17 protein-coding genes are annotated in these 26,633 nt (G+C 52.8%); 12 read left to right on the top strand and 5 right to left on the bottom strand.

The annotated features are described in order from the left end of the window. Positions 1-841: 841 nt before the first annotated feature. The 8 genes from SH302x_RS17120 to SH302x_RS17085 all read left to right on the top strand — a co-directional run bounded on the left by SH302x_RS17120 (position 842) and on the right by SH302x_RS17085 (position 7,667). Positions 842-1,243 (top strand): hypothetical protein, encoded by a 402-nt coding sequence (locus tag SH302x_RS17120; RefSeq protein ID WP_479363615.1) that lies wholly within the window; start codon positions 842-844, stop codon positions 1,241-1,243. A 480-nt stretch (positions 1,244-1,723) separates the two neighbouring features. After that, positions 1,724-2,344 (top strand): ankyrin repeat domain-containing protein, encoded by a 621-nt coding sequence (locus SH302x_RS17115; protein WP_479363613.1) that lies wholly within the window; start codon positions 1,724-1,726, stop codon positions 2,342-2,344. A 117-nt stretch (positions 2,345-2,461) separates the two neighbouring features. Further along, a complete protein-coding gene (locus SH302x_RS17110; protein ID WP_479363612.1) occupies positions 2,462-3,076 on the top strand; it encodes a GyrI-like domain-containing protein in 615 nt (204 codons plus the stop codon). Positions 3,077-3,767: 691 nt separating this feature from the next. Further along, positions 3,768-4,265, top strand: coding sequence for a hypothetical protein (locus tag SH302x_RS17105; RefSeq protein WP_479363611.1), 498 nt, complete (start codon positions 3,768-3,770; stop codon positions 4,263-4,265). A 122-nt stretch (positions 4,266-4,387) separates the two neighbouring features. Continuing rightward, on the top strand, positions 4,388-4,753 hold the full coding sequence (locus SH302x_RS17100; RefSeq protein WP_479363610.1) for a hypothetical protein: 366 nt from the start codon (positions 4,388-4,390) through the stop codon (positions 4,751-4,753). 105 nt (positions 4,754-4,858) lie between these two features. Then, on the top strand, positions 4,859-5,326 hold the full coding sequence (locus SH302x_RS17095) for a hypothetical protein (RefSeq protein WP_479363609.1): 468 nt from the start codon (positions 4,859-4,861) through the stop codon (positions 5,324-5,326). Positions 5,327-5,770: 444 nt separating this feature from the next. Next, positions 5,771-5,980, top strand: a complete 210-nt coding sequence (locus SH302x_RS17090; RefSeq protein WP_479363608.1) for a hypothetical protein — start codon at positions 5,771-5,773, stop codon at positions 5,978-5,980. 907 nt (positions 5,981-6,887) lie between these two features. After that, complete coding sequence (locus tag SH302x_RS17085) at positions 6,888-7,667, top strand: enhanced serine sensitivity protein SseB C-terminal domain-containing protein (RefSeq protein ID WP_479363607.1); 780 nt, start codon at positions 6,888-6,890, stop codon at positions 7,665-7,667. A 298-nt stretch (positions 7,668-7,965) separates the two neighbouring features. Here SH302x_RS17085 and SH302x_RS17080 read toward each other — a convergent pair whose 3' ends face one another. Beyond that, positions 7,966-9,087 (bottom strand): hypothetical protein, encoded by a 1,122-nt coding sequence (locus tag SH302x_RS17080; RefSeq protein WP_479363606.1) that lies wholly within the window; start codon positions 9,085-9,087, stop codon positions 7,966-7,968. Positions 9,088-9,234: 147 nt separating this feature from the next. Here SH302x_RS17080 and SH302x_RS17075 point away from each other — a divergent pair, with 147 nt between their 5' ends. Next, positions 9,235-9,921, top strand: coding sequence for an ABC transporter ATP-binding protein (locus SH302x_RS17075; RefSeq protein ID WP_479363605.1), 687 nt, complete (start codon positions 9,235-9,237; stop codon positions 9,919-9,921). A 7-nt stretch (positions 9,922-9,928) separates the two neighbouring features. Here the strand turns inward: SH302x_RS17075 and SH302x_RS17070 are convergent, their stop codons facing one another. From SH302x_RS17070 to SH302x_RS17060, 3 genes are all read right to left on the bottom strand, one after another. Then, a complete protein-coding gene (locus SH302x_RS17070; RefSeq protein ID WP_479363604.1) occupies positions 9,929-14,122 on the bottom strand; it encodes a non-ribosomal peptide synthetase in 4,194 nt (1,397 codons plus the stop codon). A gap of 6 nt (positions 14,123-14,128) precedes the next feature. Next, a complete protein-coding gene (locus SH302x_RS17065) occupies positions 14,129-20,812 on the bottom strand; it encodes an SDR family NAD(P)-dependent oxidoreductase (RefSeq protein WP_479363603.1) in 6,684 nt (2,227 codons plus the stop codon). Positions 20,813-21,161: 349 nt separating this feature from the next. Next, complete coding sequence (locus SH302x_RS17060) at positions 21,162-22,358, bottom strand: ABC transporter permease (RefSeq protein WP_479363602.1); 1,197 nt, start codon at positions 22,356-22,358, stop codon at positions 21,162-21,164. A gap of 95 nt (positions 22,359-22,453) precedes the next feature. On the opposite strand from SH302x_RS17060, the gene SH302x_RS17055 reads away from it, so the two are divergent. Continuing rightward, positions 22,454-23,539, top strand: coding sequence for a S49 family peptidase (locus tag SH302x_RS17055; protein WP_479363601.1), 1,086 nt, complete (start codon positions 22,454-22,456; stop codon positions 23,537-23,539). Between the two features lie 28 nt (positions 23,540-23,567). On the opposite strand, the gene SH302x_RS17050 is transcribed toward SH302x_RS17055, so the two are convergent. Beyond that, entirely contained in the window at positions 23,568-24,494 is a 927-nt protein-coding gene (locus SH302x_RS17050; protein ID WP_479363600.1) for a hypothetical protein, read from the bottom strand. 311 nt (positions 24,495-24,805) lie between these two features. Between SH302x_RS17050 and SH302x_RS17045 the strand changes: the two genes are divergently transcribed. Together SH302x_RS17045 and SH302x_RS17040 are read left to right on the top strand one after the other, a co-directional pair. After that, a complete protein-coding gene (locus SH302x_RS17045) occupies positions 24,806-25,237 on the top strand; it encodes a hypothetical protein (RefSeq protein ID WP_479363599.1) in 432 nt (143 codons plus the stop codon). A gap of 825 nt (positions 25,238-26,062) precedes the next feature. After that, positions 26,063-26,596, top strand: coding sequence for a hypothetical protein (locus SH302x_RS17040; RefSeq protein ID WP_479363598.1), 534 nt, complete (start codon positions 26,063-26,065; stop codon positions 26,594-26,596). The last annotated feature ends 37 nt before the right edge of the window (positions 26,597-26,633 follow it).

The raw sequence follows: 26,633 nt of genomic DNA, 5'->3' as shown, positions 1-26,633 counted from the left end.
AGGGGCCCGGTTACCCGGGCCCCCTCTCACAACACCTAGCATGCGGGTCCGCTACTGGGGCCGTTTCATCTTTTAAGAGCAAGCTTCGTCCAGACTTCCAATAGACTTACCAAGCCGGTTGTTGATAGATAGGCGTTAGTCAAAGTGTTTCGCAGGCTTCCTTCCCACGCCCGGTCGCCCGGGTCGCAGTTGCCTTCGCCTTGTGTCTGTTTCTTACAAGCTATTCATTTGGTATACTGACTCCTGTAAGAATATCGGAACTAAACACAGGGGACTAGGAACTCTCGCGAGTTCCGCACCCCACAAACTCACGCCCATGTTGGGCGTACATGCACACGAAGCCCCCGATCAGTAATTTTGACTTGCGCCAAGTCAACTGCTCGGGCTCGCGAAACCCTGCCGTTCTGCCAAAAAGCTAAAATGCCAATATCGGATTAAACCGATTGAATCGAACAGAACTACAACAACTGTCCTAAGATCGCTTGCTTGACGCGGCGACTCTTATCGCGGCTTCGCGATGGGCTGGGGCATATTATTTGGCAGGCTATGCAATTGAGTGCGCATTGAAGGCGGCAGTTCTTCGATACGTTGACCGAACCGGTATCATTTTTGAAGACAAGAAATTCGCCGAAAAATGTTGGACGCACGATCTTGAAGTTCTCGTGAGAATGGCAGATCTCGAAGTAACTCGCGCGAACGCTATCTCCGCGAATGCCCAACTCGGAACGAATTGGCTAATTGCGAAAGATTGGAATGAACTGTTCCGCTATAGAAATTCAATACAAAACCAAGCCCGTTCACTGTACAATGCGGTTTCTGACCCTACAAACGGAGTCCTGCAATGGATAAAGCTATATTGGTAAACGAACAGATCGATGCGGGCCGCGAATTTGCAGAAGCGTTCAATAACTACCAGACGGTTGACGCTCTCTTTTGGCTAAACCCCGATGAATCGTCGGAGTGGGAGCTTTACCTTGCATCGCCAGCAATAAATGACGGCAATTTCGACGTGGCATACGGGGAGGTGCTCAGGTTGGTTGGTAGCGGTAAGCAGATGTGGCTCGATGCGTTTCAAATTAAGTTGCTCAGCTCCGATGATGCGCTAGCAATGAAAGTAAAAGAGATTCGCGATCGTCATCCTGCACCACTCGCTACGCGATATAATGGCTCGTCGATAGCCGGAATTCCCATTGGCGCGGCGTACATCTATCCACCTCTTAAGTCTACCGCCGCTGTGCGTTGAGCATGCGATGTAATCGCCCAACCAGGCGATCGAGATAGGAGCCCGGTTACCCGTGCTGCCACTCACAACACCTAGCATGCGGGTCCGCTACAGGGGCCGTTTCATCGCGTAAGAGCAAGCCTGTTCTGGACATCTAGTGGATGACTGACCAAGCTGGTTGTTGTTCGATTGGCGTTAGTCAAAGTGCTTTGCAGGCTTCCTTCCCACGCCCAGTCGCCGCTGGTCGCAGTTGCCTTCGCCTCGTGTCTGTTTCTTACGAGCTATTCATTTGGTATACTGACTCCTGTAAGAATATCGGAACTAAACACAGGGGACTGAGAACTCTCGCGAGTTCCGCACCCCACAAACTCACGCCCATGTTGGGCGTACTTGCACTCAAGTCGCCGATAACGTCGTTACCTACATCAACATCAAACGCGGCTACTGGGTTACCGCCAGCGTTATGCCTTCAATCCTACTGGGAGCACTATGGCACGTAGCATGTTAGAGAGAATCTCGGAGGGGGAAACACATTTGGTGTTTGACTACGTCGATGCTGGTCACTCTTCCGACTCAAAAGACAGTGGAGGAGTGTCACTCATCAAATGGTGCGCGTACCACGGTGATGTCAGTGCAATCAGGTTCCTACTCCGCAACGGAGAGTCCCTTCAATCTCTTGGGGACAACTTAGATCTGAACGGAGCTGTCTTTCACGGCTATCCGCGTCTGTGCCAGTTCCTAATTGAACAAGGAGCGGACGTGAACAAGCCGTTGCCAGACACCGGAGAAACTCCGTTGCATTCTTCGCTATGCAAGACGGATCGAAAAAGTCTCGACCAGGTACTTAAAATACTCCTCGCCCATGGCGCGAATCCGAACTGCGTCACCAAACCATCTGTGGAAACAGGTGCATTCATGCGCGATATCAGAACTCGATCGGAAACACCACTTCATCGTGCTGCGGCGTTTGGTAACGAAGAGTCAATTCAGATGCTACTTGATGCAGGTGCTCGTGTCGACGCAAAAGATATGAATGGAGATTCTCCGCTTACATGGGCAAGTTGGCATCTACGGCCTAGAGCCATTCTGCGCATGCTGTGCTATGGGAATTATCGAGCCTAATCGTGCAAAAAAGGCAGAACAATGCGATCCACCCAAGTCGCCGGTCGGCCGCGAATTTGAATTATAGTTTTTTGGCGGCGACAGGATGGTCGCCGCCTTTACCCGCCGAAGAATGCCATGTCGAAGATCGACCTCAAAAGAGAACTAAAACATCTATACAAGCCATCGGCCAAGTCGGTAGCCACGGTTGACGTTCCGGCAATGCGTTTCCTCATGATTGACGGACAGGGCGACCCAAACAACTCGACCGAGTACGCCGAAGCGGTCGAAGCCTTGTTCTCGGTTTCCTACGTCACGAAATTTTCCGTGAAACGTTCGCATTCTGCTGTCGATTATTCGGTGATGCCACTAGAGGGACTCTGGTGGTCAGACGACTGGTCGGCGTTCACATCTGGGGACAGGTCGGCGTGGAAATGGACTATGATGATCATGCAGCCCAACTTTGTGTCCGACGATACAATCAGCGGAGCAATTGATCAGGTTCGCACTAAAAAGTCACTTAAGGCAATAGACCTACTGCGGCTCGAAAGTTTCACGGAAGGATTGTGTGCTCAAACGCTCCATATTGGCCCATTTTCCGATGAAGGCCGCACGATCGAACGCTTACATACCTACATCGAATCGAAGGCAAAACTAAGTGGCAAACATCACGAAATCTATCTGTCCGACATACGACGTGCTGCACCGGCAAAATGGAAAACGGTGCTTCGTCAGCCCATGACGGCCGGGTAATCAATAAGGTTTTGACATCGCGAGTCTTCGGGCCGATGCTCAAATCCTTTGTGCTAGAAGCCCGGGTGAGACTTGCTGGCGTTGACGATTCTTTGAGCTAACTTCAAAACTCATTCACCCATGAGTCAAGCTCGCGGGGGGGTGAAAAGCTTCTGGGGCATTGGCGAAGTCAATTCACTTTCCGACGGGGCGGAGGTAGGCATGATGCGTCATAACCGTTCGCACCTCGATCAGCCGCCGGGCGATAGCCCCGGTTTTTGTGGCGTCTCTCTGGACAACCGGGGCTATCGCCCAGCGGCTAAAAGGCTCGTTTTTTTGTGGCTTGCATGATCGAGGCGTGAACGGTTCCTCATGCCTCCGCTGAGCTTTGCCGGTGAGGTGTATGTCATCGCTCATGCGTTGGCAGAGTTCATGGCGGAAGAACTTGGAGGTAGACTTTGGTGTGGGTTTTCGATTAGACTTGGACATGTGCAGGGTGTTACAGGTTTACGTGTGAAGTTTCCTGGTGTTCCCAGTGAATGCCAGACTTGTCACGATCCCTCGCGATATACCCCGCCTCGCTAGCGACTTTTTTGGACAATGCCGTGCACCGAAGCCCCCGACGGTGCGTTTTCGACTTTGGAGAAATCACTGGCAGGGCTCGGTGATGTGTTTCGTTCTGCTTTCGGTGTTCCAAGGAAAGGTTCTTCTGATGAATAAAAGCTATTTTGTTGCTGCTTTGCTTGCCTTGCTGTTCAGCACGCACGCAGTTGCGCAAGACTATATGTTGCGTCTGGAAACTGTCGGTTTTCGCGATCTTCCAAAGGGAACCCAGGATCCTGAGCCGAAGCTTCTTGAGAGCATTGCAGTTGTTGCACGCATCAACGTTCCATTTTACGGTAGTGCCATGATAAATTCAGACAAGATTTCAGTATCGGGTGTCGTTGAGGCTTTAAATGATGGACGATTTCGCGTGCAGATTCGATGTCGTAAATCCGCCGTTACCGGAGAGTTTCGACCAGGGCCCAATGGACAGAAACTTCCAATCTATAAAACTTCGGACGTCGACACGGCAGCTATCGTCGAGTTAAGAAGACCCGTTGATTTGGAACATGATAACGGCCCCACTCGCAACCTCAAAGGAATTGAACTGCGTAACAGCATAAGAACAATTCTATTTCTTGATAATTTCGACCCATCAAGTATGTAGCAGTCAAAGTAGAATAATTCGTTGCGCCGAACACGCATAAATAGCCTGAGAATTTAGGTTTATCGCTGCGTCTCGGTGTACGTGGCTGTTCTGCCCCATTGGTTGACCAGAAAACGAGAACTATGGAATTGAGAAACAACCCATACCTTGCGCCGAATCAAGAATCTGAAACTGAACCAACTTGGCGACGTGGTTCGATTCTTGCATTGGCAAGGAAGGTACTTCTCACTTGTGTTTGGACCATCGTGTTTTTCATTGGCAGCGCTATGTTGCTAGGATTTGCTTCTGGCATCTACTTCGCGGTTGCGAGTTCTGCAACCGGTGGACCATCACAGCAGACTATGGAATGGATCGGTTTTGCTTGGGCTATGGTTCCAATGTTGTTGGGTATCATTGGACTACTTCTGGGCGTTCTTGGCTGGCTGCCGGGAACAAGATGGAAGAAACGCTCCGTATCCAGGTCGCTATCCAGCGCGGCAGAACAATAACATGTACCGAAAGTCGGGAGTCGGGCGGGTTTGGCGATAGTGAGTCTTTCACACGTCCTCGGAGCTGTCCGCCGTTCCTCGATGGATTCGCTTGATCGATGAAAAATGCCTCTACCGTCTAATCTCGCTGATACAGTCCTGGAATACATTGGCGTCCAACTAATCGCACGGCCATATTACGGCTGGGGGTGGGCACAATTTGAAGGTGACGACGGCGAATGGAAGTCCCACGATCTACCGCCGAAATTCCACTTCACGGTTCTTGAGTATTTCAATTGGAACAAAGAACGACGGGGCGGAATTGGGAGTGTGACCGATACGGAAAGCCCATTTCAGGATTTGTGGCTAATGTTTTACACTTATCACTCGGGCACGTTCGACTTCCATGATTGTGTTGGCTCACACTACATTCGGCTCGGTGGACGACGACCATCTCTTTATCCACCGAAGTCCAACCCTGAAATGGCTGCGGCTTGGCCACTGCCTTGTTTCGGGCCTGTGCGGCAGTATTTTGGTAATGCACGTATTGGTGACTGTGATGATGTCATAAGATCCGTTTTTCCGCTAACATAGGACAGAAAGGCCGGGTAATCAATAAGGTTTTGACATCGAGAGTCTTCGGGCCGATGCTCAAATCCTTTGTGCTAGAAGCCCGGGTGAGACTTGCTGGCGTTGACGATTCTTTGAGCTAACTTCAAAACTCATTCACCCATGAGTCAAGCTCGCGGGGGCTTGAAAAGCTTCTGGGGCATTGGCGAAGTCAGTTCACTTTCCGACGGGGCGGAGGTAGCTATGATGCGTCATAACCGTTCGCACCTCGATCAGCCGCCGGGCGATAGCCCCGGTTTTTGTGGCTTTTTTGGACAATGCCATTAGACACGCAACCCTCGATCAGCCGTTTTGACTTGCGTTGAGTCTCACGCGTGGGCTCGGTCGATGGTGCCGTTACCCGCTTGAGACGAGCAGTTCTTGGTGTGCAAGGCTTTTTCTGCTACAATAACAACAAGGGGATTCTCAATGACGATCGCTGAAATTTTGCCACAGATTCAACAGTTACCAGTTGCCGAAAAATTGCAACTGGTGGAGATTCTTACTGCCGAATTGAAAGCACTTGGCAAAACTGAACTTGAAATTCCTTCCGAACCACAATCGATCTGGTCGCCTTATGACTCTTATCAGGCTGCTGCGGACTTAATTGCATTTGCCCGTTCTAACGGTGTCGGCTAGTTGTGACTTCACTCGTTCGAATTGCCTACACGCCAATGGATTCGCGGCTTGGGAACGCGAGTCTTATGCCATATGTATCCGTTCGACTAGTTCACAACGACCTTGAACGTGACGCAACAGGCCTCGTTGACAGTGGTGCGTCTGTAAACGTCCTACCCCTTCAGTTAGGCTACGATCTTGGATTTGACTGGGAGCAACAAACAACGCCAATACGCTTGTCTGGTAGCTTGGCTAGCTCCGACGCTCGTGCGATTATTTTAACTGCTCACGTTGCCACCCTTGCACCTGTCAAACTTGTTTTTGCGTGGACGCGTCGTGATGACATTCCATTGATTTTTGGACAAACAAATTTTTTCATGGCGTTTGACGTTTGCTTCTTCCGTTCGCATCAGTTTTTTACACTTTCTCCATTCGGCGGCGGATAACCAATAAGGATTTGACATCGCGAGTCTTCGAGCGGATGCTCAAATCCTTTGTGCAAGAAGCCCGGGTTTTTGTGGCGTCTCTCTGGACAACCGGAGCTATCGCCCAGCGGCTAAAAGGCTCGTGTTTTTGTGGCTTGCCTGATCGAGGCGTGAACGGTTCCTCATGCGTCCGCAGAGCTTTGCCGGTGAGGTGCAGGTTCACGCTCATGCGTTGGTAGAGTTCATGGCGGAAGAACTTGGAGGTAGACTTTGGCGTGGGTTTTCGATTAGACTTGGACATGTGCGGGGTGTTACAGGTTTACGTGTGAAGTTTCCTGGTGTTCCCAATGAATGCCAGACTTGTAAAAGAATATTTAAGATTTGCTTTACCGTGCCAGCGGCTTACTTGAACAATGCCATGCCCCGAAAGACGCGAACCGAGCGGATGGGAAATGATTGAGTCTTTCGCGCGTCCTCGGTGAAGTTGGATATGATTCCCTTTTATGACGACGATGTTTGAGCCTAATAACGATCTTGAACGTTCCCTCGTCAAGGCCAGTACCGACACCAGCCATCGACCGCAATTCTATCGCGATCTACTCGGATCAGATATTTTCGTCATCAACGTAGGGGGGGAGTCGCTCGAACTTGATAATGGAGTTGTTCAAGTGGGCGGCAACATTCAATTGCAATCTTGGCAACGTGATAGCGAGAACTGGATTCCGATGTTTTCCTCTTTGCCTCGACTCCAGCAGTCATTGCATACGGAAGCAACTTACCTACGACTCAACACGAAGTCCTTCTTTGAAATTTCTCGCGGTTCAAACGTTGTCCTGAACCCAAATCTTGAATACGGAAAGGAATTCACAGCACCTGAGATTGCCAGCATTCTCGATGGTTCAGTTTTTCATGCTGGCCAAGAATACACCTTGGGGAAATCGACCCAGGTGCTCCTTGGTCAGCCTGCTGTATACCCAAAAAAATTAGTCGAAGCGTTAGTTCGACTCTTCCGCAAAATGCCAGTAGTTAAGGCAGCATATTTGGCCCTCATTCAAAATCCTGAACGTGACGAAGCTCCTCACATGCTCATTGGAATTGATGCCGTTGGCGATTGGGGCAGGATCGTTGGTGACGCTGGAATGGTTGCCAGAGAGACGATTTCGGCAAATGAATTGATTGACTTTGTTCGTGTGTCCCCGGGTGACACTGGCATGTCTCAATACTTGCTTAAGGAAACAAAACCGTTCTACAAGAAGTCGTTGCTAGGTCGTCTATTCGGCTAAGATGAGGAATGGGAATAACCAATAAGGATTTGACATCGCGAGTCTTCGGGCCGATGCTCAAATCCTTTGTGCAAGAAGCCGGATCGTTATGCCGGTAGAATCGGCTCAGATGAACTTGGTTTTATGTTCTGGGGCGGCAGGCTGCGGTCAGCTCGATAAGCCGTAGTTGACGAGCCATTGATTTTGGAACATGTTTAAAATAAGGGGGTTGACCCTTTGGAGGCAAATCAGCATTGTCCGTGGCCGCCAAAGACGGCTACTAACAAGGACGGGATTGGCCCGGAGGCGTGGGCTCACTTCACTCCTCGGATTTGGTCGCTGTGGAGAGCATGCGATTGAAGTAAGCTACCAGTTCGGCCAACTCCGGCTGAGTATAACTTGGCTGGCTGGCTAACGTGCTAATCGGCTCGAGCCAACGAAGCGTTCTGCCAGGCGGCAACCCCTCCAGTGCAAACGCGCGCTCGTTCGGAATGCCAAACAGAAATTGTGCTCCATCGACATGGATCCTACGATCTTCCAACGTTCTACTTGGTACAAAACATGGCGGCTCCACATCGACTCGCGTCGTCCCGTCGGCGTCTTTGCTCAACAACCAAACCAACGTGGCCGCCTTGCCTGTCGCTGAGTCAATCCAGCAAAGATGACGTACGGTAAAATCTAGATGCTTGCCTGCCCGCAGCATAATGGCCGGTGCATCGAATACCACAAACGTCGGCGTCTGGGCAATGGTTTTCACTTGCTGCAAACGAGTTTCATTCTGACGCAGCATCTGACTTGCGATGATCCCCAGCTTTGCGCCCAATTGCGAAGCGGTCTCGGAACTGATCACCGTTTGCTTTCCACCAATCGGAACGCTATACCCAACGCCCGCTTCCACAAGCTGGTAGGTTCCTTGGTCGCCTTGCTGGATGGTTGCAAGCAGCGTTAAGGAGAGAGTTGAAACGGAACTGCGAATCGTTTCGCTGAGCTTGTCCGTATCGCCACTAGAAATCCTCGGGGTTGCAAGCAAAATGAGATGATTCCAGCGGTGCGGTTTTAAGCTTTCGTCGTCCGAACGCTCGACAATCGTGCCTGGAGTGATTCGAGCCATCGACTCCTGCGCTGACAAATCGGTCTGTACCATGCACAGTAGCAAGATGGCCATTCCAAGCCACCGGCGAATCCGTGCGTCGGGCAAAGTAGCGAGTTTAAACTTCATGATAATGCGATTGCAGATCGCTTGCTTCCTATTCGAATGCGATACAGTTCGTTGAATTGCGATACGATGGATCTTTATTTGTTGTACCGCTACGAAGCGGACGTGTGGGATTGAATCGGTCTTGGAATGCGGATGGCCGCCTGAAGGCGGTACTACGAACGCAGGTCGCCGCCTGAAGGCGGTACTACGAACATGAATATCGTAAGCACGTTTGCCAAGCATAGCGCAAGCCTTGCTTGTTCCGGTTATCATTTTATCCAAGCCAGTGGACGAAGTTAATCGTAAAACTTTAACCTCCCAGACATCCGTCGGCTTGTGGACGATACCATAAGCCCAATCTCATAGGCGTCACTTGAGACAGAATCCTTAATGTCACAGACCACTCCACTCACTTCGCCGCTGATTTCGATGCGTGATGTTTCCAAACGTTATCGCGATGGCAATGTCCTGGCACTCGACCATGTCACGTTCGACATTCCTGCTGGTGAGTTCGTCTGCATCATGGGGCCCAGCGGTTGCGGCAAGTCGACGCTGCTCAATATGCTGGGAGTGCTCGATCGTCCTACCTCAGGCGAACTTTTTTTCGAAGGCAAATCACTTGCGGACGTGCACGATCTGGACTCTTTACGATCGCAACAGATCGGGTTCGTGTTTCAATCGTTTTACTTGCTACCCAACCTTACTGCGATAGAGAATGTTCAGATCCCGATGTTTGAAAGCCACCGATCGCGATCCGAGCGAGTTGCGGAAGCGCACCGCCTATTGGACCAAGTGGGCTTAAGCGATCGAGCCAAACATCTTCCAAGCCAGTTGTCGATCGGCCAGCGGCAACGCGTCGCAATCGCTCGTGCGCTGGCAAACCAACCTCGACTTATCTTGGCCGACGAACCGACTGGGGCGCTTGACAGTCAAAGCGGTAGCGACATCATGGACCTGCTCGGCGAATTGAACACAAACGCGTCGCTCACGCTGGTGGTAGTAACTCATGACGAACGTGTCGCTAGTCGTGGCGATCGAGTGATCCACATGCGAGATGGGCGAATCGAAACGCGGTAGCAGGGCTTCACCCGAGAAAAGCGTCAATCAGCTTGGCCAATTCGCCAGCATGCGGCTGGGTGACCATACTGTGATGATGCCCAGAGACAAATTTGACCTGCAAGTCTTTGGCCAATCGGCTCCAACCTCGATCAAGCGAAGTCGCTACCTTCATCGGCGTATCCTGAGGACGTACCAACAGCACGGATACATCCAGCGGTTGCATGCGATAGTTGCTTGTAAGCTGAACATGGTGACGAAACAAATGTTTCAGATCTCCCAACACGCGTTGAACCACATCTTGATGGGACGTCTCCTGTAACACGCCAAGATTTACTGCATGCTGCCACAGGAAAGGGAGCTGAGCATCTTCATCCAGTTCGCTGAGCTGACGCAGTGTCATATCAATCCCGTACTCCAGGCCCACTTGGCTTGAATCGTCCGCATCGACCAGCTCGCTGGCACCCAATGGTATGGTGCTATCAAGCAACAGCAGCTTGCCAACCGATTTACCCTGTTCCTGCAATTGGCGAACAACTTCGTAAGCGATGACGCCCCCCAGAGACCAGCCGCCCACAATGTAAGGCCCCGACGGCTGGACGGATTGTATTGCAGTGACATAATCCGCCGCCATGGCCTCGATCGTTTCAGGCAGCAGTTCGGTGCCATGAAGTCCACGGGAGCGGATGGCAAGAAAGGGACGGTCGCAAGTGGTCTGTAAGGCTAGTTCGCGATAACAGATCACGATTCCACCGGGCGGATGCACCATGAAGATCGGCTCATGTTTTCCGGTCGTGCGCAATGGAGCAATGAGGGGGTGAACAAATCGCGATGGAGTTGCGTTTGGCGATCGTGTCGGTTCGATCGTGGTCGCAAAGCGAGCGGCGATGATCTGCGGATGAAGCGTCGTCAGTCGTTGGGCCATCGACGCGATGTCGGCAAGATCGAATACAAGCGACGTTGGGACATGGACTCCTAGGTCTTCACTTAATCGTGCGGTCATCATTGCCGCTTGAAGGCTGCTGCCGCCAAGCTCGAAAAAGTTACGGTGTACCCCGATCTCCGTTGTCTGCAATAGATCGGACCAAAGTTCGGCGATGTGTGCTTCGAGAGGCGTGGTTGGTACATCGGAATTGACAAACGTGACTTCGATGTTTTCTGCATACTCGCTGGCCAGTCGATTGCGATTGACCTTTCCATTGGCACCCAGCGGCAATTCTGCGACCAGATGAATTTGGGTTGGTCGCTTATGAGCAGGTAAGTGATCCGCCAAGTATCGTCGAATCGCTGCCAGCCACTGGCCAGATGAATCCGCTGACTCGATCAGCTCAGTTGCCGCCACGACATAAGCGACCAGCCTCGCGGCGGGGAGATCGGGGCTGGCCACTATGACCGCCGCGTTCAGTACCGTCGGAAATGCCCGCAACACATGTTCGATCTCTTCCAGTTCGATCCGATAGCCATGCAGTTTGACTTGATGGTCGATACGCCCCAACCATTCCAAACTTCCATCGCTTCGTCGACGCCCCAAGTCACCGGTCAAGTACATGCGTGACAAGCCAGATGCGTCGTTGACAGCCGGCACAAACGCGGACGTCGTCAATTCGTCGCGGTGGAGATAACCGCGTGCTAGTCCGCGACCGACAATCGCAAGCTGACCGGGGACCGTGTCTGGCACGGTTTGTTGGCAGCGGTCCAAAACGATGACGTTGGTGTTTGCAATCGGTTTGCCAATCGCGATCGCTCGTCTGCTCGGATCGCCTTCGATGTCCCGCAGGGTAACTTCGTGTGCGGTCACCTCCACGCTTGCTTCTGTGGGTCCGTAGAAATTCCAAATCCGCACTTGCAATTGGCTCCAGATACGACGCGGCAAGTCCAGTGGCATCTGTTCGCCGCCTGACCAAATTTGCCGCAATGTTTGGCATTCGCCAAAGCGACGATGCGCGGCGAATAGCTGCAGCAAGCTAGGCACCCCCGGCAAGACAGTGACGTGCTGGTCAACAATCGTCTCGATCGTTCGCTCAAGATCTAGCTTACTATCCGAACTTTGCCAAACTAAAGCACCGCCTTGAGCCAGAGTGCTCATGGCGATTCCAAAGCCAGCATCAAACTGATGCGAAAGCAACATGAGAACGCGGTCGGAATCTGATAGTGACACGTGCTCCATCCGCCAGCGAATCGTATTCGCAATCGCTTCATGGCTAATCATGACACCCTTGGGTCGTCCGGTAGAACCTGACGTGTATATCACGTAGGCAAGGTCGTCGCTGGAGATATTAGGCGGACTCAACGTCGAATCTAGTTCGTTGGCGGTGGACTTTTGCAGCAGCTCTTCTACTGTAAAGAGTTCGACATCGCGAGTTAAGCTAGCTCGTAAACGCTCCTTGATGCCCGCATGTGCAACGATGATTGCCTTCGCGGTGGTATCTTCCAGTAAAACCTCCCAACCGACCGCAGGTTGATCGGCATCAATTGGAACTACCGTCGCTCCTGATCGAATTACACCAACGATGGCTGTCGTCGTTTGCGGTCCTCGCGATCCAATGACTGGCAGAAAATCTCCGCGACCCATTCCGTACGCTTGCAGCGAGCGTGCAACATGCAGCGAATTTTGATCCAATTGGCTGTAGTTCAACGTCGAATCGGCGCTGGTCAACGCGGTGGCCTGAGCGTGACGTTGGAACGACGCTTCAAGTTGGCTCGCTATAGTTTCGTTAGCGGCAAGCTCAATGCTCATGTCAGGCAAGCGACGCGAACTGCCCCAAGCTATATCGCTTAAATGCAACTTCGGTGATTGCGTCAATTGTTCGAGCAACACCGCGAAGTTGTCGGCCATGCACTGGGCTGTGGCGTCATCAAAGAGGTCTCGGCAGAAACAGATCATGCCTTGCCAGGATGAATCGGTCTGATCAAAAATGAACTCAACATCATGATGGCACGTGGGGTGGGGGATGTGAAAGGCTTCTTGCCGAATACCGCCGACATCCGCCGATGCGTTCCCAGCGGGCATGAGAAATCCTGCGCGACCAGATTCCTCGCGGAGATGCGATTTTTCGAAAGTGCATGTCACTTGAAACAGCGGGCTGCGGCTAGGATCTCGCGGCGGTTGAATGCGTCGCACAATTTCTGCCAGCGGAAGCCATTCATACTCAAGTGCCGTAAGCAGACTTTCGCTGGCGCGTCTTACCAGCATGGCGAACGTCGGATTGTCGGAAAGCTTGGTTCGCAGCGGCAGCATGTTGACAAAAAAGCCAACGGTCGCTTCATACTTTGAATGGCCCCGTCCGGAAAACGGGCTGCCGATCAGAAAATCCTGCTCACCTGTGTAGCGAGCAATAAAGACTTGGAGTGCCGCCAGCACGACAGCGGCCTGGGTTGTCGATTGCTCAGTCGCAATGCGTTTGATCGCGGACGAAATGGAAGCCGTCAAAGGAATTGCGACTACGCTGGCTCGTCCCGTGAACGCAAGGGGGCGTTCATAATCGGTAAACCAATCCAGTACCAGCGGAACTCTAGAGAGCGTTTCTTTCCAGTGTTGCCAAGCATGTTCGGCAAGCGGTCCGCTTAACATCCGCCGTTGATCCGCCACAAACGAAGCATAGTTGCCAGAAGGCGGTGGCAGTGAAGGGACTGCGCCGACAGCATAACTGCGATACGTCTCGCGCAGTTCATTGAGCACCAGTACCAGCGACCAAAAGTCGACGACGATATGATGCGTGGTTGCAACGACCACATGATCACACTGGCCGCGCACGAAGACTGCCATTCGCAATAGTGGCCCAGTTTCGAGGTTGAAGCCGCGCTGCGTCTGCTGGAGTACTCGCTGACGCACTTGCTGGTCGTCCATCCCAGCGGCATCAATCACCTCAAACTCTGGAAGCAGCGAGCGATGGACGGTCTGTTGCAGATGAGCTCCTTGATCGCTGAACGTAGTTCGCAAGCAAGGGTGTCGCTGCACGAGCGAATGGATGGCAAGACGCAGCGCATCCAAGTCCAATTCTGAACGGATGCGTGTCGGCAAGAACACATTGAAAGCCGTCGAAGCAGGATCGCGACGATATGCGTACCACAACCCCTGTTGCCCAACCGACATCTCAAAACATTGCGTTGACTGAGTGCGTTGTTCCAACAAGCGCCGCACTAGCAAACGCTTTTGCTCGGGCGACATCTGGGCCACTTCTTCTGGCAGTGGTTCTGCTGGGCGTTGAGGCTGAATACTCATCAAGCCTTACCCTTTGCTCTGCTGACGCAGCAGTTGGTCAAGCAAGTGGCTCACTTCATCATCTGCCATATCGGGAAGCTGTTCCAACAACGCGCCGGCTTGGTCGCTGGCCACGTCTGATTGCTTCGATTCATCAATGGGTTTCTGGCCGGACGTTTGCTCGGTAGCGATGAGCTCGCAGAGCGATTGGGAAAGGTGATCGAGGCTCGCGCTGCGCATCAACGCTGAGATAGGCAGATTGATCTCGATTTGGCTTGCGACCCAGTTTCGCATCTCCACTGCCATGAGTGAATCGAGTCCCAGTTCAAGCAACGGTTGATCGCAGGGCATTGTCCCCGGATCGATCCCCAAAAGTGTGCCAGCTTTGGAACGCAAGACCTCGCTGACCCATATGCGACGCTGCTCTGGCGCCGCTCGACGAATCTCATCGGCATTGGCTAACCGTTGTTGCGACTCGCTGCCCGGTGTTGCATGATGTTTCAGTAGATGTGCAAAGCGCGGTGATACGCGCGAAGTGATGCCAAGCCCACGCCACAGCGACCAATCCATCCGCAAGACACTCGTTTGCACCGCGTCAACTTGAATCAAGTGTGACAGGCAATCAAGCGCTTGTTGGACAGTAAACGATAGCACGCCTTGCCGCTCAAGCCGCTGGCCCAACTGTTGTCGCTGGGCAAGATAACCGACTTCGCCAAGGTGCCCCCAGTTGACGACCAACGCCGGCCTGCCTTGGCTCTTTCGATAATGAGCTAGCCCATCAAGGAATGCGTTCGCGGCTGCATAGTTCGCTTGGCCCGCATGTCCAAAGACACTGGACAATGACGAGAACAAAACAAAGTGATCGAGTGGTCGGTCAATTGTTTCGCGATGCAATTTCCAGCCGCCGATCAACTTCGGTCGCAGAACACGCTCGAGCGTATCGCGGTCCAGGTCCACGAGCAAGCGGTCCTCCAAGACCATCGCGGTATGGAATACGCCGCGCAGCGTGGGCATGGTGGCGTCGATGGAATCAAGCGTTTTGCGAACCGAATCAACATCGGCAATATCGGTCTGCATAATCGCAATGGTCGCACCGCTGGATCGCAGTTCTTGCAGTTGCGATTCCGTCTCGCGTGTGAGCTTGCAGCGTCGACCGCTGAGCACAAGATGCATTGCTCCGTGCGCGATCATCCATTTGGCAACTTGCAATCCGAATCCGCCCAGCCCGCCTGCAATCCAATAGGTGGCGTCTGGCGAAAATCGAACTGGACTGGTTTCACCTGGTTGGACATCCTGTGGTCGATGCGCAAAGTCAACGACGACTTTACCGATGTGTTTGCCTTGTTGCATGTACCGAAACGCTTCGCGAGTTTGATCCGCTGCAAATCTTGCAACTGGCAACGGCGTCAGTTCCCCAGTATCGAACCGCTTAGCCAAAGCTCGCAGCAGGTCCCCCATTTGTTGAGGACGTTGCTGGAACCATTGATCCAAGTCGATCGCAAACAATGCGAGATTGTTGCGGAAAGGTTCAAGTCCAAGCGTGGCGTCGGCATAGATATCGCGTTTGCCAATTTCCAGAAAGCGACCGCCCGGTTTTAGGATCGAGATACCTTTGGCAATCGCTTCACCTGGCAAGGAGTTCAACACCATGTCAACGCCTTGTCCGTTGGTGGCAACGAGGGTCTGCTGAGCGAAAGCCAAATCGCGGGAGTTCATGACAAGATAGGCCCCTTGGTCGCGGACAAAAGCTCGCTTCTCGTCCGATCCAGCAGTAGCAAAGATTCTCGCCCCTGCCAGCTTGGCCAACTGCATCGCCGCCAAGCCCACGCCGCCACTTGCAGCGTGGATCAATACATCGTCCCCTTGGCCAATACGTGCGCACTGGACCAGAGCATACTGGGCCGTCAAGAACGCAATTGGAATTGTCGCGGCCTGGGCGTGAGACAGTCGCGTTGGCTTTCGCGCCACCAGCGATTGATCGACCACCACATGCGTTGCGAAAGCTCCCGGAGCCACCGCGATCACTTCATCGCCAACTTTCCATTGGCTCACTTGCCCACCAACGCGCGTGATGCGGCCTGAACACTCGGCACCCAGCAAGACCGGACCACGCGGCAATCCAGGATAAAGGTCCAACGACTTCATGACATCGCTAAAGTTCAATCCTGTCGCCAGCACTTCGATCTCAAGTTGGCTAGGCTTCAAAACTGAGCTTTCCGTCGTACGATAGTGAAGATCCGTGATCGCGGACGAACGCCCTTTGACTAAACGGCTGGGTAACCGAAGCGCAGCGGCCGGCGGCAAGCTTACATCGGCTTGAGGCAAGAAGCGATGCAGCATGCGTCTGCCGTCACGATACATCACTTCGTCTTCATCATCTCGAACTGCAATCAACTCCGCCAAAAGATAGGCACTGGCCGTTTCCCAATCACCCGGTGGTAAATCGACAAGCTTTGTTACCAAGCGCGCGTATTCGCTGACGATGACTCGGCCAAATCCGATCAAAGGCGTCTGCGCAATAGCGACCGCTTCAGATTTTTCGTCGGCTGTCTGCCCGCCACAAGTCACAATCGTCAGCCGCGCGGTTGCAGCGTCGTCAGCCAGTTCCCAACCTTGCACCAAATGCATTGGCGCTAACGTGGACAATGACTGACTTGCAGCAAGTCGATCAGCATTCAAGGTGTCGTTGGAATCGGTGTCTAAGCCCCAGAGGTAAACGATATCTGTGACAGAGCGATCCGCTTGCGCGTCACTGAGTTGCCGAAACAACAGTTCAAAGTCGTTCGCAACTTGAGGTCGCAGCATAGCGGACTTGCCGGTAACTTGAAATAGTCGCTCATTCTGCTCGATGCGAACGACTTGCTCGCCGCGACGTCGCAGCGATTCAATCACTGCATCGGCCAGCCCTTGCTGATCCGCAAAGATACACCACTTTCGCGGCGCTGGGGCAATCGCTTCTGCGGGCGGTCGATCTGAATCTGGCTCAAGTTGCGGTTGCGGTACCCATTGATAACGATAGATCATATCGTGAATCGTCTCAAGCTTTTCCGGCGCTCCAACGCGTTGGCTTGTAAAGCCGCGCAGCAACAAGCACGGCTGATCGTCCTGATCGAAGATGTCGATATCGGCGACCATTCGATGCTCATCTTTACTGAGCAGTCGCGCATGCACGGTGACACGATTCGGGACCGCTTTAAGGAAGGTGATGCGATCGATCTCAACTGGCAAGTACAACCCACCGAGCTGATGATCAAATTTCTCATCAGCAGCGATCATGGCATGGAAGCAACTATCGAGCACTGCGGGATGAATGTTGTAGCCCTCGGGCGATTCAGTCAAGTGCCCCGCTAGATTCACATCCGCGATCGCTTCCCAGCGTCGTCGCACACCGCGAACGATACCTCGGAACCGCCGACCGTAATCCAGTCCTAGACGTTTACAATATGCATAGCATCGATCGGCAGTGAAAACTTCCGCGCAGCGCTCGGTTCCAAACGATTTTAGGCTCGCGTCCCAATCTTCGATACTTGCATGGTCGCTCCATTGGACCTTAGCTAAAGCTTGCCAATCCGAACCATCAACTTCACGAGCCGCGATCTCAAAGCGTTTCCGTTCGCGGTGATAAATGGTCTCGAAACGTTTGGGGCGATCTGCCTCCAGGATACAAGGATTCTGCAGCCGCAAACGCTGCAGCGAAAATTGCTCTTGGCCTGATTGTTGACGTGTCGCTTCAATCGCCAACTCGATGATCCCTGCGGCGGGGAACATGCATGCTTGACGCACTCGGTGTTCGGCTAAGTAATCTTGCAGCTTAAGATCAACGCGACTGTGCCAAGCTGTCTGATACTGGTGATTCGATTCGCCCAGCAAGGGATGCACCCGGTCGGTTAATCGCGCGAGAACAGACTCCTGCGATTCCGACCAGTAACGCTGACGTTGAAAAGGATAAGCTGGCAAGTCCACGTGCTGAGTTGGTAGCGCATATCGCTTTGACCAATCGATTTCGATTCCACTTGCATAGAGTGCGGCTAGCGAGCTGTTCATGCAATCAAGGTCGCTTTGCTGGCGATGCAGTGAGGCAAAGACTTGAACCGGTGCGTTCTGTTGCTGAAAACACTCGGTGATCGCATATGCCAAGACAGGGTGCGGGCCAAGTTCGACGACCGCTCCGTATCCATGCTCCGCCGCGACTTGCATCGCATCGGCAAAACGGACACTTTGCCTTACGTTTCGCCACCAATAATCGGCCTGCAATTCCGTACCGGCAGCGAGTTGTCCTGTAACGGTCGAAATGAGTGGTGTGTGCGTTGCCTGAGGACGGATGTGATCAAGGCTGCGCAGCAGTGATGCTTGGACAGGTTCCATTTGCGGACTGTGGAATGCATATTCCACGGCGAGCTGTCGGCAGAAAACTCCCGCATCGTCGAACTTTGCAGCCAAACGTTCGATCGTACTCGCATCGCCCGAAATTGTGACTGACGATGGGCCATTGATTGCGGCCAGCGATACCACATCGTTGTAATCGCTGATCCAATCAGTTGCCTCATCTGCCGAAATACCAACGGCAATCATTTTGCCATGTGAGGTGGCTAGGTCCATGGTGCGTCCGCGATGTACCGCAACACAACAAGCGTCTTGCCACGTGAGTGCCCCCGCGAGGTATGCCGCCGCAATCTCCCCCACGCTGTGTCCGACGATGGCCGCCGGACGCACACCTCGCTCGGCCCATACGGCTGCGAGCGCTACTTGGATCGCAAAGAGACTTGGCTGCGCGATTGAGGTTCGCTGCATGCGAGAGTGTTGTTCGGAACGCGTAAGCTCTTCCAGCAACGACCATGAGACATACTGAGAAAACTCCCGATCACATGCTTCCAAGGTTTCGCGAAACACACGCTCGCTCTGCAACAACTCACGCCCCATCGCCCACCACTGAGGGCCTTGTCCACAACAAACGAACAACGCACCCGCTGCGACCTGAGCCGCTGGCAAACGATCGCCATGAGACACTGGGCTCTTGGAATGGGAGGCTGTCGATTGGGGCTGCGTGCCTTTGGTTTCGATAAACGCATGGAGTTGGTCAATCCATTGTTGGTGGCTGCTACCATTGACCGCCACTCGCCACTCAAGATGTGAGCGCCGATGAGCAGCGTAGCAGGCGATCTCGCGAAGTGGTATCGCGGCCCCTTGCGAGCTCAACCACGCTACGGTTGCTTTCGCCACTTCGATAAGTGCCACTGGGCTTCGCGCTGAAAGCGGAAGCGGCATCGGCATCGTCGATGATAGTGATTTGTTGGATGGCGAAGATCCAAAAGCGGCGATCGGGGCCTCTTGCACAATAACATGCGCATTGGCACCTCCATACCCAAACCCATTGATGCCCGCAACTCGACTGCCGTCATTGCCCAGCCAGGGTTCAAGCGACGTTGGGATTCGCAAATTCAAGCGTTCAAGATCAATGCTTGGATTGGGAGTTTGATAGTGCAGATGGGGCGGAATCTTTTTATGGCGAAGTGCTAAAGCAACCTTAATCAGACCCGCGATACCCGCACCCGCTTCCAAGTGACCGATGTTGGTCTTCACCGAACCGATCCAACACGGCCGATTGCGAGCTCGCCCTTGATTCAGCACGCTGGCTAATGCGTGGGCTTCGATCGGATCACCCACCGGCGTGCCCGTGCCGTGTGCTTCGACATATTGGATCTCGGCCGGAGCAACTCCTGCGCGTTGACAAGCGGTCCGCATCAGCGCTTCTTGGGCTGACTGGCTGGGGACCGTCATGCCTGGAGTGCGGCCATCCTGGTTGGTGGCGGTTCCGCGAATGACCGCGTACACTTTGTCGCCATCACGTTGGGCGTGGTGCAACGGTTTAAGAAGCACCATGCCAGCGCCTTCGCTGCGCACATAACCATTGGCACGAGCATCGAAGGTTTTGCAACGACCGTCGGGCGACAAGACACCCAACTGACTGAACGCCACGTAGAAGTCAGGCAACAGCAGCGCATTGACGCCACCGACCAGCGCCATTTCGGTCTCCCCGCGCAGCAGACTCTCACACGCTAGATGAACCGCAACCAGCGATGAAGAGCAAGCGGTATCGATCGCGACGCTTGGCCCGCGCAAATCAAAACAATACGAGATACGGTTTGCCGCGATGCTGCTGGAGCCACCGGTGTTGCTGTAGGCCGAGATAACACCGCGGTCTTGATTGCTTAGCCCAGCGACTGCATAGTCAAAGCTGGAGATTCCGGTAAACACGCCGATAGATCGTCCAGCGACGGACTGCAAAGGTTGGCCGGCATCTTCGAATGCTCGCCAAGCGACCTCCAGTAGCATACGTTGTTGAGGGTCCATGCTGGCCGCTTCGCGTGGCGAGATGCCAAAGAGCGACGGATCGAATTGGTCGATCCCTGCCACGTACCCGCCCCATTTGCTCTGCGTCTTGCCGGGGCTCGTTGCGCCAGCCGCATAGAACTTCTGCAGACTCCATCGTTCTGGCGGCGTTTCAGAAATGGCGTCCATTCCATCTCGCAGCAAGCGCCAGTAGCTATCCACGTCATCTGCGTCGCCGGGAAAGCGACAACCAATCCCGATGATCGCGATTGGGGATGAGTTACGTTTTGTAGACAAGGCCTCGATGTATTGGTCGTGAACATCGAATTGAGAATCGAATTGAGAAGCGGGTGGGGACTGGAATTCGTTCGGTGATGTCACTGCTGGTCGCACCCAGAAAAGTAAAACAAAAAACGCGGATAGTTAATCAACTTGTTGGTACATAGCATTATAGTTGCCAAACGTGACAAATCGCTTCGAAATAATGCAGCCAAAAAAAGTGACACAGAATGTGCGGCAAACCGCCCGCCCAGTTTCACGGCATGGACAGCAGGCCCGTTTTTGGGCGGAGTTCTGAGTAGTTTGTAGTCCCGCCTTTAGGCGGAGTTCTTAGTAAAAAACTCAATACTGACCCGCCTAAAGGCGGTACTACGAACAAGCTACTCCGCCTAAAGGCGGTACTACGAACACCTTCATGCGCTACTTCGAGCCACCAATTGACGATCGCATCCTATTCGCGAAAGGCTTCGGTCGGCAACATCCGCGCTGCTCGCCATGCGGGCAGCAACGCTCCCAGTAAACCAATCGCGATCGCCAAGAAAAGCCCTTGCACGAGAACGTTCGGACTAATCGACGGAGTTAAAATGCCGCGAGCTGCATCCGATTGACCTAGCAGTCGCGTTAACACAACCGCCAACAAACAACCCACTACACCAGCGACGACTGCTAGCAAAGCGGACTCCAGCATAATCATTCGCACCACGCGTCGTCGCGGCCATCCGATGGCGCGAAGTATCCCTATCTCACGCGTTCGCTCCATCACACTTGTCATCATGGTGTTAAGCGTTCCAATTGCGCCGATCACTAATGCAATCATCGATGTCATCCAAGCCATCGCGTTGGCAATTCGCATCCGCGTATCGGTGCTGACAAATTCGCTGGTCGTCAAGGCATGCAAGCGAGCGTCCAGCGCTTGTATCTGCTCGATCAATCGCGTAGCATCGCCCTGGTCTGCCGCAGCGTCCAGCACCACGTTAATATAAGTCACTTGGCCATTGCGATCGGTTAAGGCTTGTAAGCGATCCAAGTCCACGACCATCGAACCATTTTCCCAAACGCTTTCGCTTTTAAAGATGGCGCTCACCAAGTAAGGCTCTTCAAATAACTGCACCGTCTCGCCAGCTTTCACTCCGACGCGTTCGGCCAGATGCAGGCCCAGCATCAACGACTGATTGCCGCTTTGCCCCTCAGCTTGGCCCACAATCTCGAAGCTATCGAGCAGCCAAGAATCCCTTTTGATCCCCATGGTTGGAATGCCATAGATGCGTTGATCTTCGAGCGATAAGGTCTCCAGCAGAACGCCTGCGGTTTTCTCGATCCCGTCCAACGCTTCGATCCGCTGGACGAACGCTTCGTCCACCGCGCTGCTCAGTCGGTCCGCTGAACCATGACGCGAGACCACGATATCAACGGCATGCGCCTTGTAGATGTCTGCAAACGATTCCGTAAAACCGTTGGCCACGCCCAACAGCGACACGACGGCTGCCACGGCTGTTGCAAATGCCAAGACGGTAAGGCTCGTTCGAAATGGCCGCCGCGTTAGGTTCTTGATGACCAGCGAAATGAAGAGCATAAGAGCTTGAGCCAATGTCGAAAAAATATTGAAGAATAACAAGCAGACTTTGGTCAGGAAAGCCAGCGAAGCCATGCGGTACAAGTTATCGAAGCTAATTTTATGCCGCTGGTGAACCGAATAAGTATAGGTTGAGTTGCGTTTTCGACCAAATTAGCCTGCAATTTATCGTGTTTAAACTCCGTTGCCTCCTATGCTTTGCCATCGCGATACTGGCGCTTGCCGGATGCCAGCGTCGCCCATTTTGGATGCGGGGCGCGATGGATTTTGGCGGTGATGTGAACATGACCGGCGCTATGGTCATGAAGGGCGATGTGACGGCTAGCATGAAATCGGACAACACGGCATCACGCCTGGCCAAGATTTCAGTGTCTGGAGCCACCCACGCCAGCGGCTCAATCGCCATCGTCGATGTCGATGGCCTGCTGATCGACCAAAATTTGAGCGGCTTTGGTTCAATGGGTGAAAACCCCGTTGCACTCTTTCACGAAAAACTCCAAGTGATCGCTGCGGACTGCAACATCAAAGCGATCATCCTGCGCATTAACTCGCCTGGTGGCGGCGTGACAGCCTCCGACATCATGGCTCACGATCTGCAATTGCTGAAGACGTGTCGCCCGATTCCCGTTGTCGCATGCTTGATGAGTGTCGGAGCCGGCGGGGGATACTATCTAGCGACACATGCGGACACCATTGTCGCTCATCCAACATCGATCGTCGGAGGCATTGGTGTGATTTTGAATCATTACAATGTAGAAGACACGATGGGTCAGTTCAATGTCTTGTCGATGCACGTGAAAGCGGGCGACAAGATCGACTTGGGCTCGCCCGAACGCGTCTTCGAAGGCGATGAGCGCCAGTTGTTGCAACAGATGGCAGACGCGTTTCACTTGCGATTTATCGATCAAGTTCGCGAAAGCCGTTCGCAACTCTCCGATGCAAAGAAGGACGCTCAGATATTCGACGGACGCGTGATGACGGGCGTTCAAGCGTTTGAGAGTTCCTTGATTGATCAAGTCGGATACATCGATGACGCGATCGAAGCCGCTAGGATTATGGCTGGACTGGATACCGATCCGAATATTGTCATGCTCCGCCGCGATAATGACCGCGCTTACACAGTGCTTGACGTGACGCCCAATCAACCTCTACAGACGTCGTTGTTGCCATTCAAGCTGCCAGGGCTGGAACGCAGCTCGCTGCCCACTTTCCTGTATCTATGGCAACCCGAGCCGACGCTAGCAGCACCACTCTAGCAAGTGGCTAGCGCGCGTTTGCGAGAGACTATTGCCGACGCTCGGCCCACTGACGGCGAAACGTACGTACGGATTCCTGAATCATGAGTGGCAGCTTGCTGCGTAGCATATTGCTGCCGCGAAACCAATCGGTTGGCTCGTAGATCACCATCCTCGCTTCAACCAAACTCGCACCGGCTGGTTTCTCCAAGGGCGTGATATATAAGTATCCTGCAAAGCCTTCATACGCGTGGCTGGGCTGATCGACGGCCGAGTTATTTGTTGGGGTTGAAATTGGCTTCCAACGGTTCCCACGTTCTGCGTCGGCGGTTGAGGTAAAGCGAGGGTCCAGCAGCCAGCTCAGCGCAATCCGATCGCGATCATCGGTATGTTGTACTTGCAGCCAACCTTCGACCCAGACTCGCTCTAGAAGCGGAAGTTGCAGCACGACATAGGACGTGTTGGCTTCCACTGGATTGATTCCCCACTGGGCAAGTTGCTCGACGGTGGCTTCCTGGGCATGCTGTTGTGCTGCATCGGATTGGTCCGCTGCGGCCCCGAATACTTTCTTCATCTGCTCTGCATCGCGCAATTGTTCGAAGTCGATATGAGCGACGAACACGACGCGAACCAGATGTCCAACGCGTTGATCGTCGGCGTCTTTGAGGTACTGCAATTCGATTTCGATTGGAGCGACCGCGGAGTCTCGACTGAAGCGTTCCCAACCGATGCCACCTGATAATTGCTCGAGCGCCTGTAGAGTGCTAGTTGAGTCTAGATTGCCGCCAAGAGTTGGTGGTGGCAGCACGACATTCAGGCCGCTTGGTAGATCCACACCGACTGTCGTTAGTTTTTCGAGGAGCATATTTACGTTACTGGTTGGTAACGTATCGCGTTCTTGAGCCGGCGACGTTTCAATGGTTGTGGCGGCCATCAACACGCAGCAAGCAACCGTGCAAAACCAATAGCGACACATGATACGCAGTCCCAACGGCTTGAAAGAAATGCTACATTAGATCGTTGCGCCTGTCACTTCGCAACCGCCGGAGGATTGAGGGAATCAGTCGTATGGGCGATACCTCTAACCGTCCGGCGATCGAAAACTTTTGCGGACTATTGTGGTACTAAAGCTCTTGGCAGATGTTGACCGTATCTACCACATCGGGCTGAGTTTCAATGCACACATACCGGCCGTTGGCTCTATAGGGGACTTTCACTTTGTAAGTAGAAGGATTACTGGATTGTAGGAGCTGGGGCCCCCATAGTACCAATGTTAGAATAAGAAGTGTGATGTACTTTACAGGCATATCCGCGGTGGTGTTAAGTCTTGCATTCTTCGAACCCTCAAGCTATTGGCGAGTCGCTGCAGTGACGTATCACAAGTTCGAAGGATCTGTCTATGTGGCCGAAGGGAGCTCAGCACCGCTAGTCTTGATCCCTACACTATTGATTGAAAAAACCGCCAAACAAAAGGTGCCTGCAGTGGACGACTATTTCCTACTAGCTAATGAGCCTGCAGTGGGGGCATTTCTGGACCTTGCACCCGTCGTTGATGAAGATGGACACACCGATTCTCCGTTTACCGTAGTTTATGACTCGCAACGTACCATGCAAATTCGACGCGGATTGGTCAGCTACGTCATTGGATTATTTTGGCTTGTCCTGCCGGTAATTATGTCATATGCCTGGAACCGGCTAAGGAGTTCAAAAGGCCATTAAAGCAATTGCTAGCATGCGATTTCAGCGTTGGGATGTTTCGCGAATGCGACTAGATCGTTCAACGCCGTAGGCCGACTGATTCTCATTGCTGAACACTGGTTATTGCCTTGGATTGAAACGGGGATATCTATATTGTTGACTACCACGGTTGTTCACGATACTGTTGGTAGTGTAACTAAGTGTTGAGTATCATGGTTACTTCCGCCGCAATTGTATGAGTCTTAGCCATGCCCCATTTTTGCAAGCTGTTCGCGATCTGTTGTACGTTACTCATCATTGCAATCGTTGGCAATCAGTTTGTTATTAGCAAACGATCGTCTGCTCAGCGATCCCAGGTCGGCACGTCAGCGGCAACCACCACTGATGTTTATGCAAGGTTACATGCAGTCCAAGCCAGTATTGATGAATCGAATGACTCTTTCATTCGAAGAGTTGCATTTGTTGCAACTGTTTCAGAGATAAGATTGTACAGACCCACGGACAATCTTGTTGGAAAGCTTGAAGTAGGTGCAACGGAGGTCGCGGTGCTGTCTGTGAAGGCGGTAGGGGACTCAACCAACGTTGCGTTCAAGTCGTCAGAGACTATTGTGTGTCCACTTGGAAGTGTAAGCAACCTCTGGTTGCATTGGCACAAGCAAAAGCAGGAATTGCTCTTTGAGTACATTCAATGGGGCAACAACGAACATGTTTTTAAATTTGGTTGCTAGAGTCTTGCTGAATGCAATGGATTCATGCATAGCTGAAGGGTAGTGGCTCCAATTGTTCAGGATACACGACAAGCTCAATTCTCGGAGCCATTGCAATCGTCAACTAAAAGTGCCTCGCATGAATCGTATCCCAATTTTCATTGTATTGGCGGTGTTGTTCTCGGCTGGATATTCTGCCGGTTTTGAAAAACCCTCTCCCGAGTTTATTGGTGCGTGGCTAGTTGCGTCTACATCAGTCGACGATCAACCGGATGTCGTTCGCGGCGAACTATTATTGCTGTTCGATGGCGAACGAATGATTCTTGCAGAGTCATTTCCTGACAATGCGTCGAATCCATACGCAGACGCAATCCGTATTTCCGATGTGAAATCAATAGAAGGAGGTTATTCCGCATTGATTCATATTCCTGCACTGGGACCCTCCTGCTTTTATGCTGGCCACGAAAATTCTGAGGAACTAATCTTGCTTGCAGTCGAAAGCGGGGATGGTGCAGATATTCTGAGCATAGTTCTTGGGGACTTAACCATGCGTGCTAAACGAATGGAACAACACGCTGTGCAGCTTCGAGTTCAATCGTTGTTGCAGATCCCGAATTTGGAGTGTAGCAACGAGGTCAGAGAGTTGCTGGACAAGCAGTTCGATAAGAGTTAAACCGCACTGTAAGTGGACGAAATCGCAAATCATGCTG

The sequence above is a fragment of the Njordella calcicola genome, from assembly GCF_056494125.1.
This window is presented reverse-complemented; position numbering and strand designations above follow the sequence as displayed.

Bases quoted from the DNA above. Each gene is read 5' to 3' on its own strand.
- SH302x_RS17060 (WP_479363602.1), bottom strand. From the start codon at position 22,358: ATGGCTTCGCTGGCTTTCCTGACCAAAGTCTGCTTGTTATTCTTCAAT.
- SH302x_RS17070 (WP_479363604.1), bottom strand. From the start codon at position 14,122: ATGAGTATTCAGCCTCAACGCCCAGCAGAACCACTGCCAGAAGAAGTG.
- SH302x_RS17115 (WP_479363613.1), top strand. From the start codon at position 1,724: ATGTTAGAGAGAATCTCGGAGGGGGAAACACATTTGGTGTTTGACTAC.
- SH302x_RS17050 (WP_479363600.1), bottom strand. From the start codon at position 24,494: ATGTGTCGCTATTGGTTTTGCACGGTTGCTTGCTGCGTGTTGATGGCC.
- SH302x_RS17090 (WP_479363608.1), top strand. From the start codon at position 5,771: ATGACGATCGCTGAAATTTTGCCACAGATTCAACAGTTACCAGTTGCC.
- SH302x_RS17085 (WP_479363607.1), top strand. From the start codon at position 6,888: ATGACGACGATGTTTGAGCCTAATAACGATCTTGAACGTTCCCTCGTC.
- SH302x_RS17100 (WP_479363610.1), top strand. From the start codon at position 4,388: ATGGAATTGAGAAACAACCCATACCTTGCGCCGAATCAAGAATCTGAA.
- SH302x_RS17105 (WP_479363611.1), top strand. From the start codon at position 3,768: ATGAATAAAAGCTATTTTGTTGCTGCTTTGCTTGCCTTGCTGTTCAGC.
- SH302x_RS17075 (WP_479363605.1), top strand. From the start codon at position 9,235: ATGTCACAGACCACTCCACTCACTTCGCCGCTGATTTCGATGCGTGAT.
- SH302x_RS17110 (WP_479363612.1), top strand. From the start codon at position 2,462: ATGTCGAAGATCGACCTCAAAAGAGAACTAAAACATCTATACAAGCCA.
- SH302x_RS17095 (WP_479363609.1), top strand. From the start codon at position 4,859: ATGCCTCTACCGTCTAATCTCGCTGATACAGTCCTGGAATACATTGGC.
- SH302x_RS17120 (WP_479363615.1), top strand. From the start codon at position 842: ATGGATAAAGCTATATTGGTAAACGAACAGATCGATGCGGGCCGCGAA.
- SH302x_RS17040 (WP_479363598.1), top strand. From the start codon at position 26,063: ATGAATCGTATCCCAATTTTCATTGTATTGGCGGTGTTGTTCTCGGCT.
- SH302x_RS17080 (WP_479363606.1), bottom strand. From the start codon at position 9,087: ATGCTTGGCAAACGTGCTTACGATATTCATGTTCGTAGTACCGCCTTC.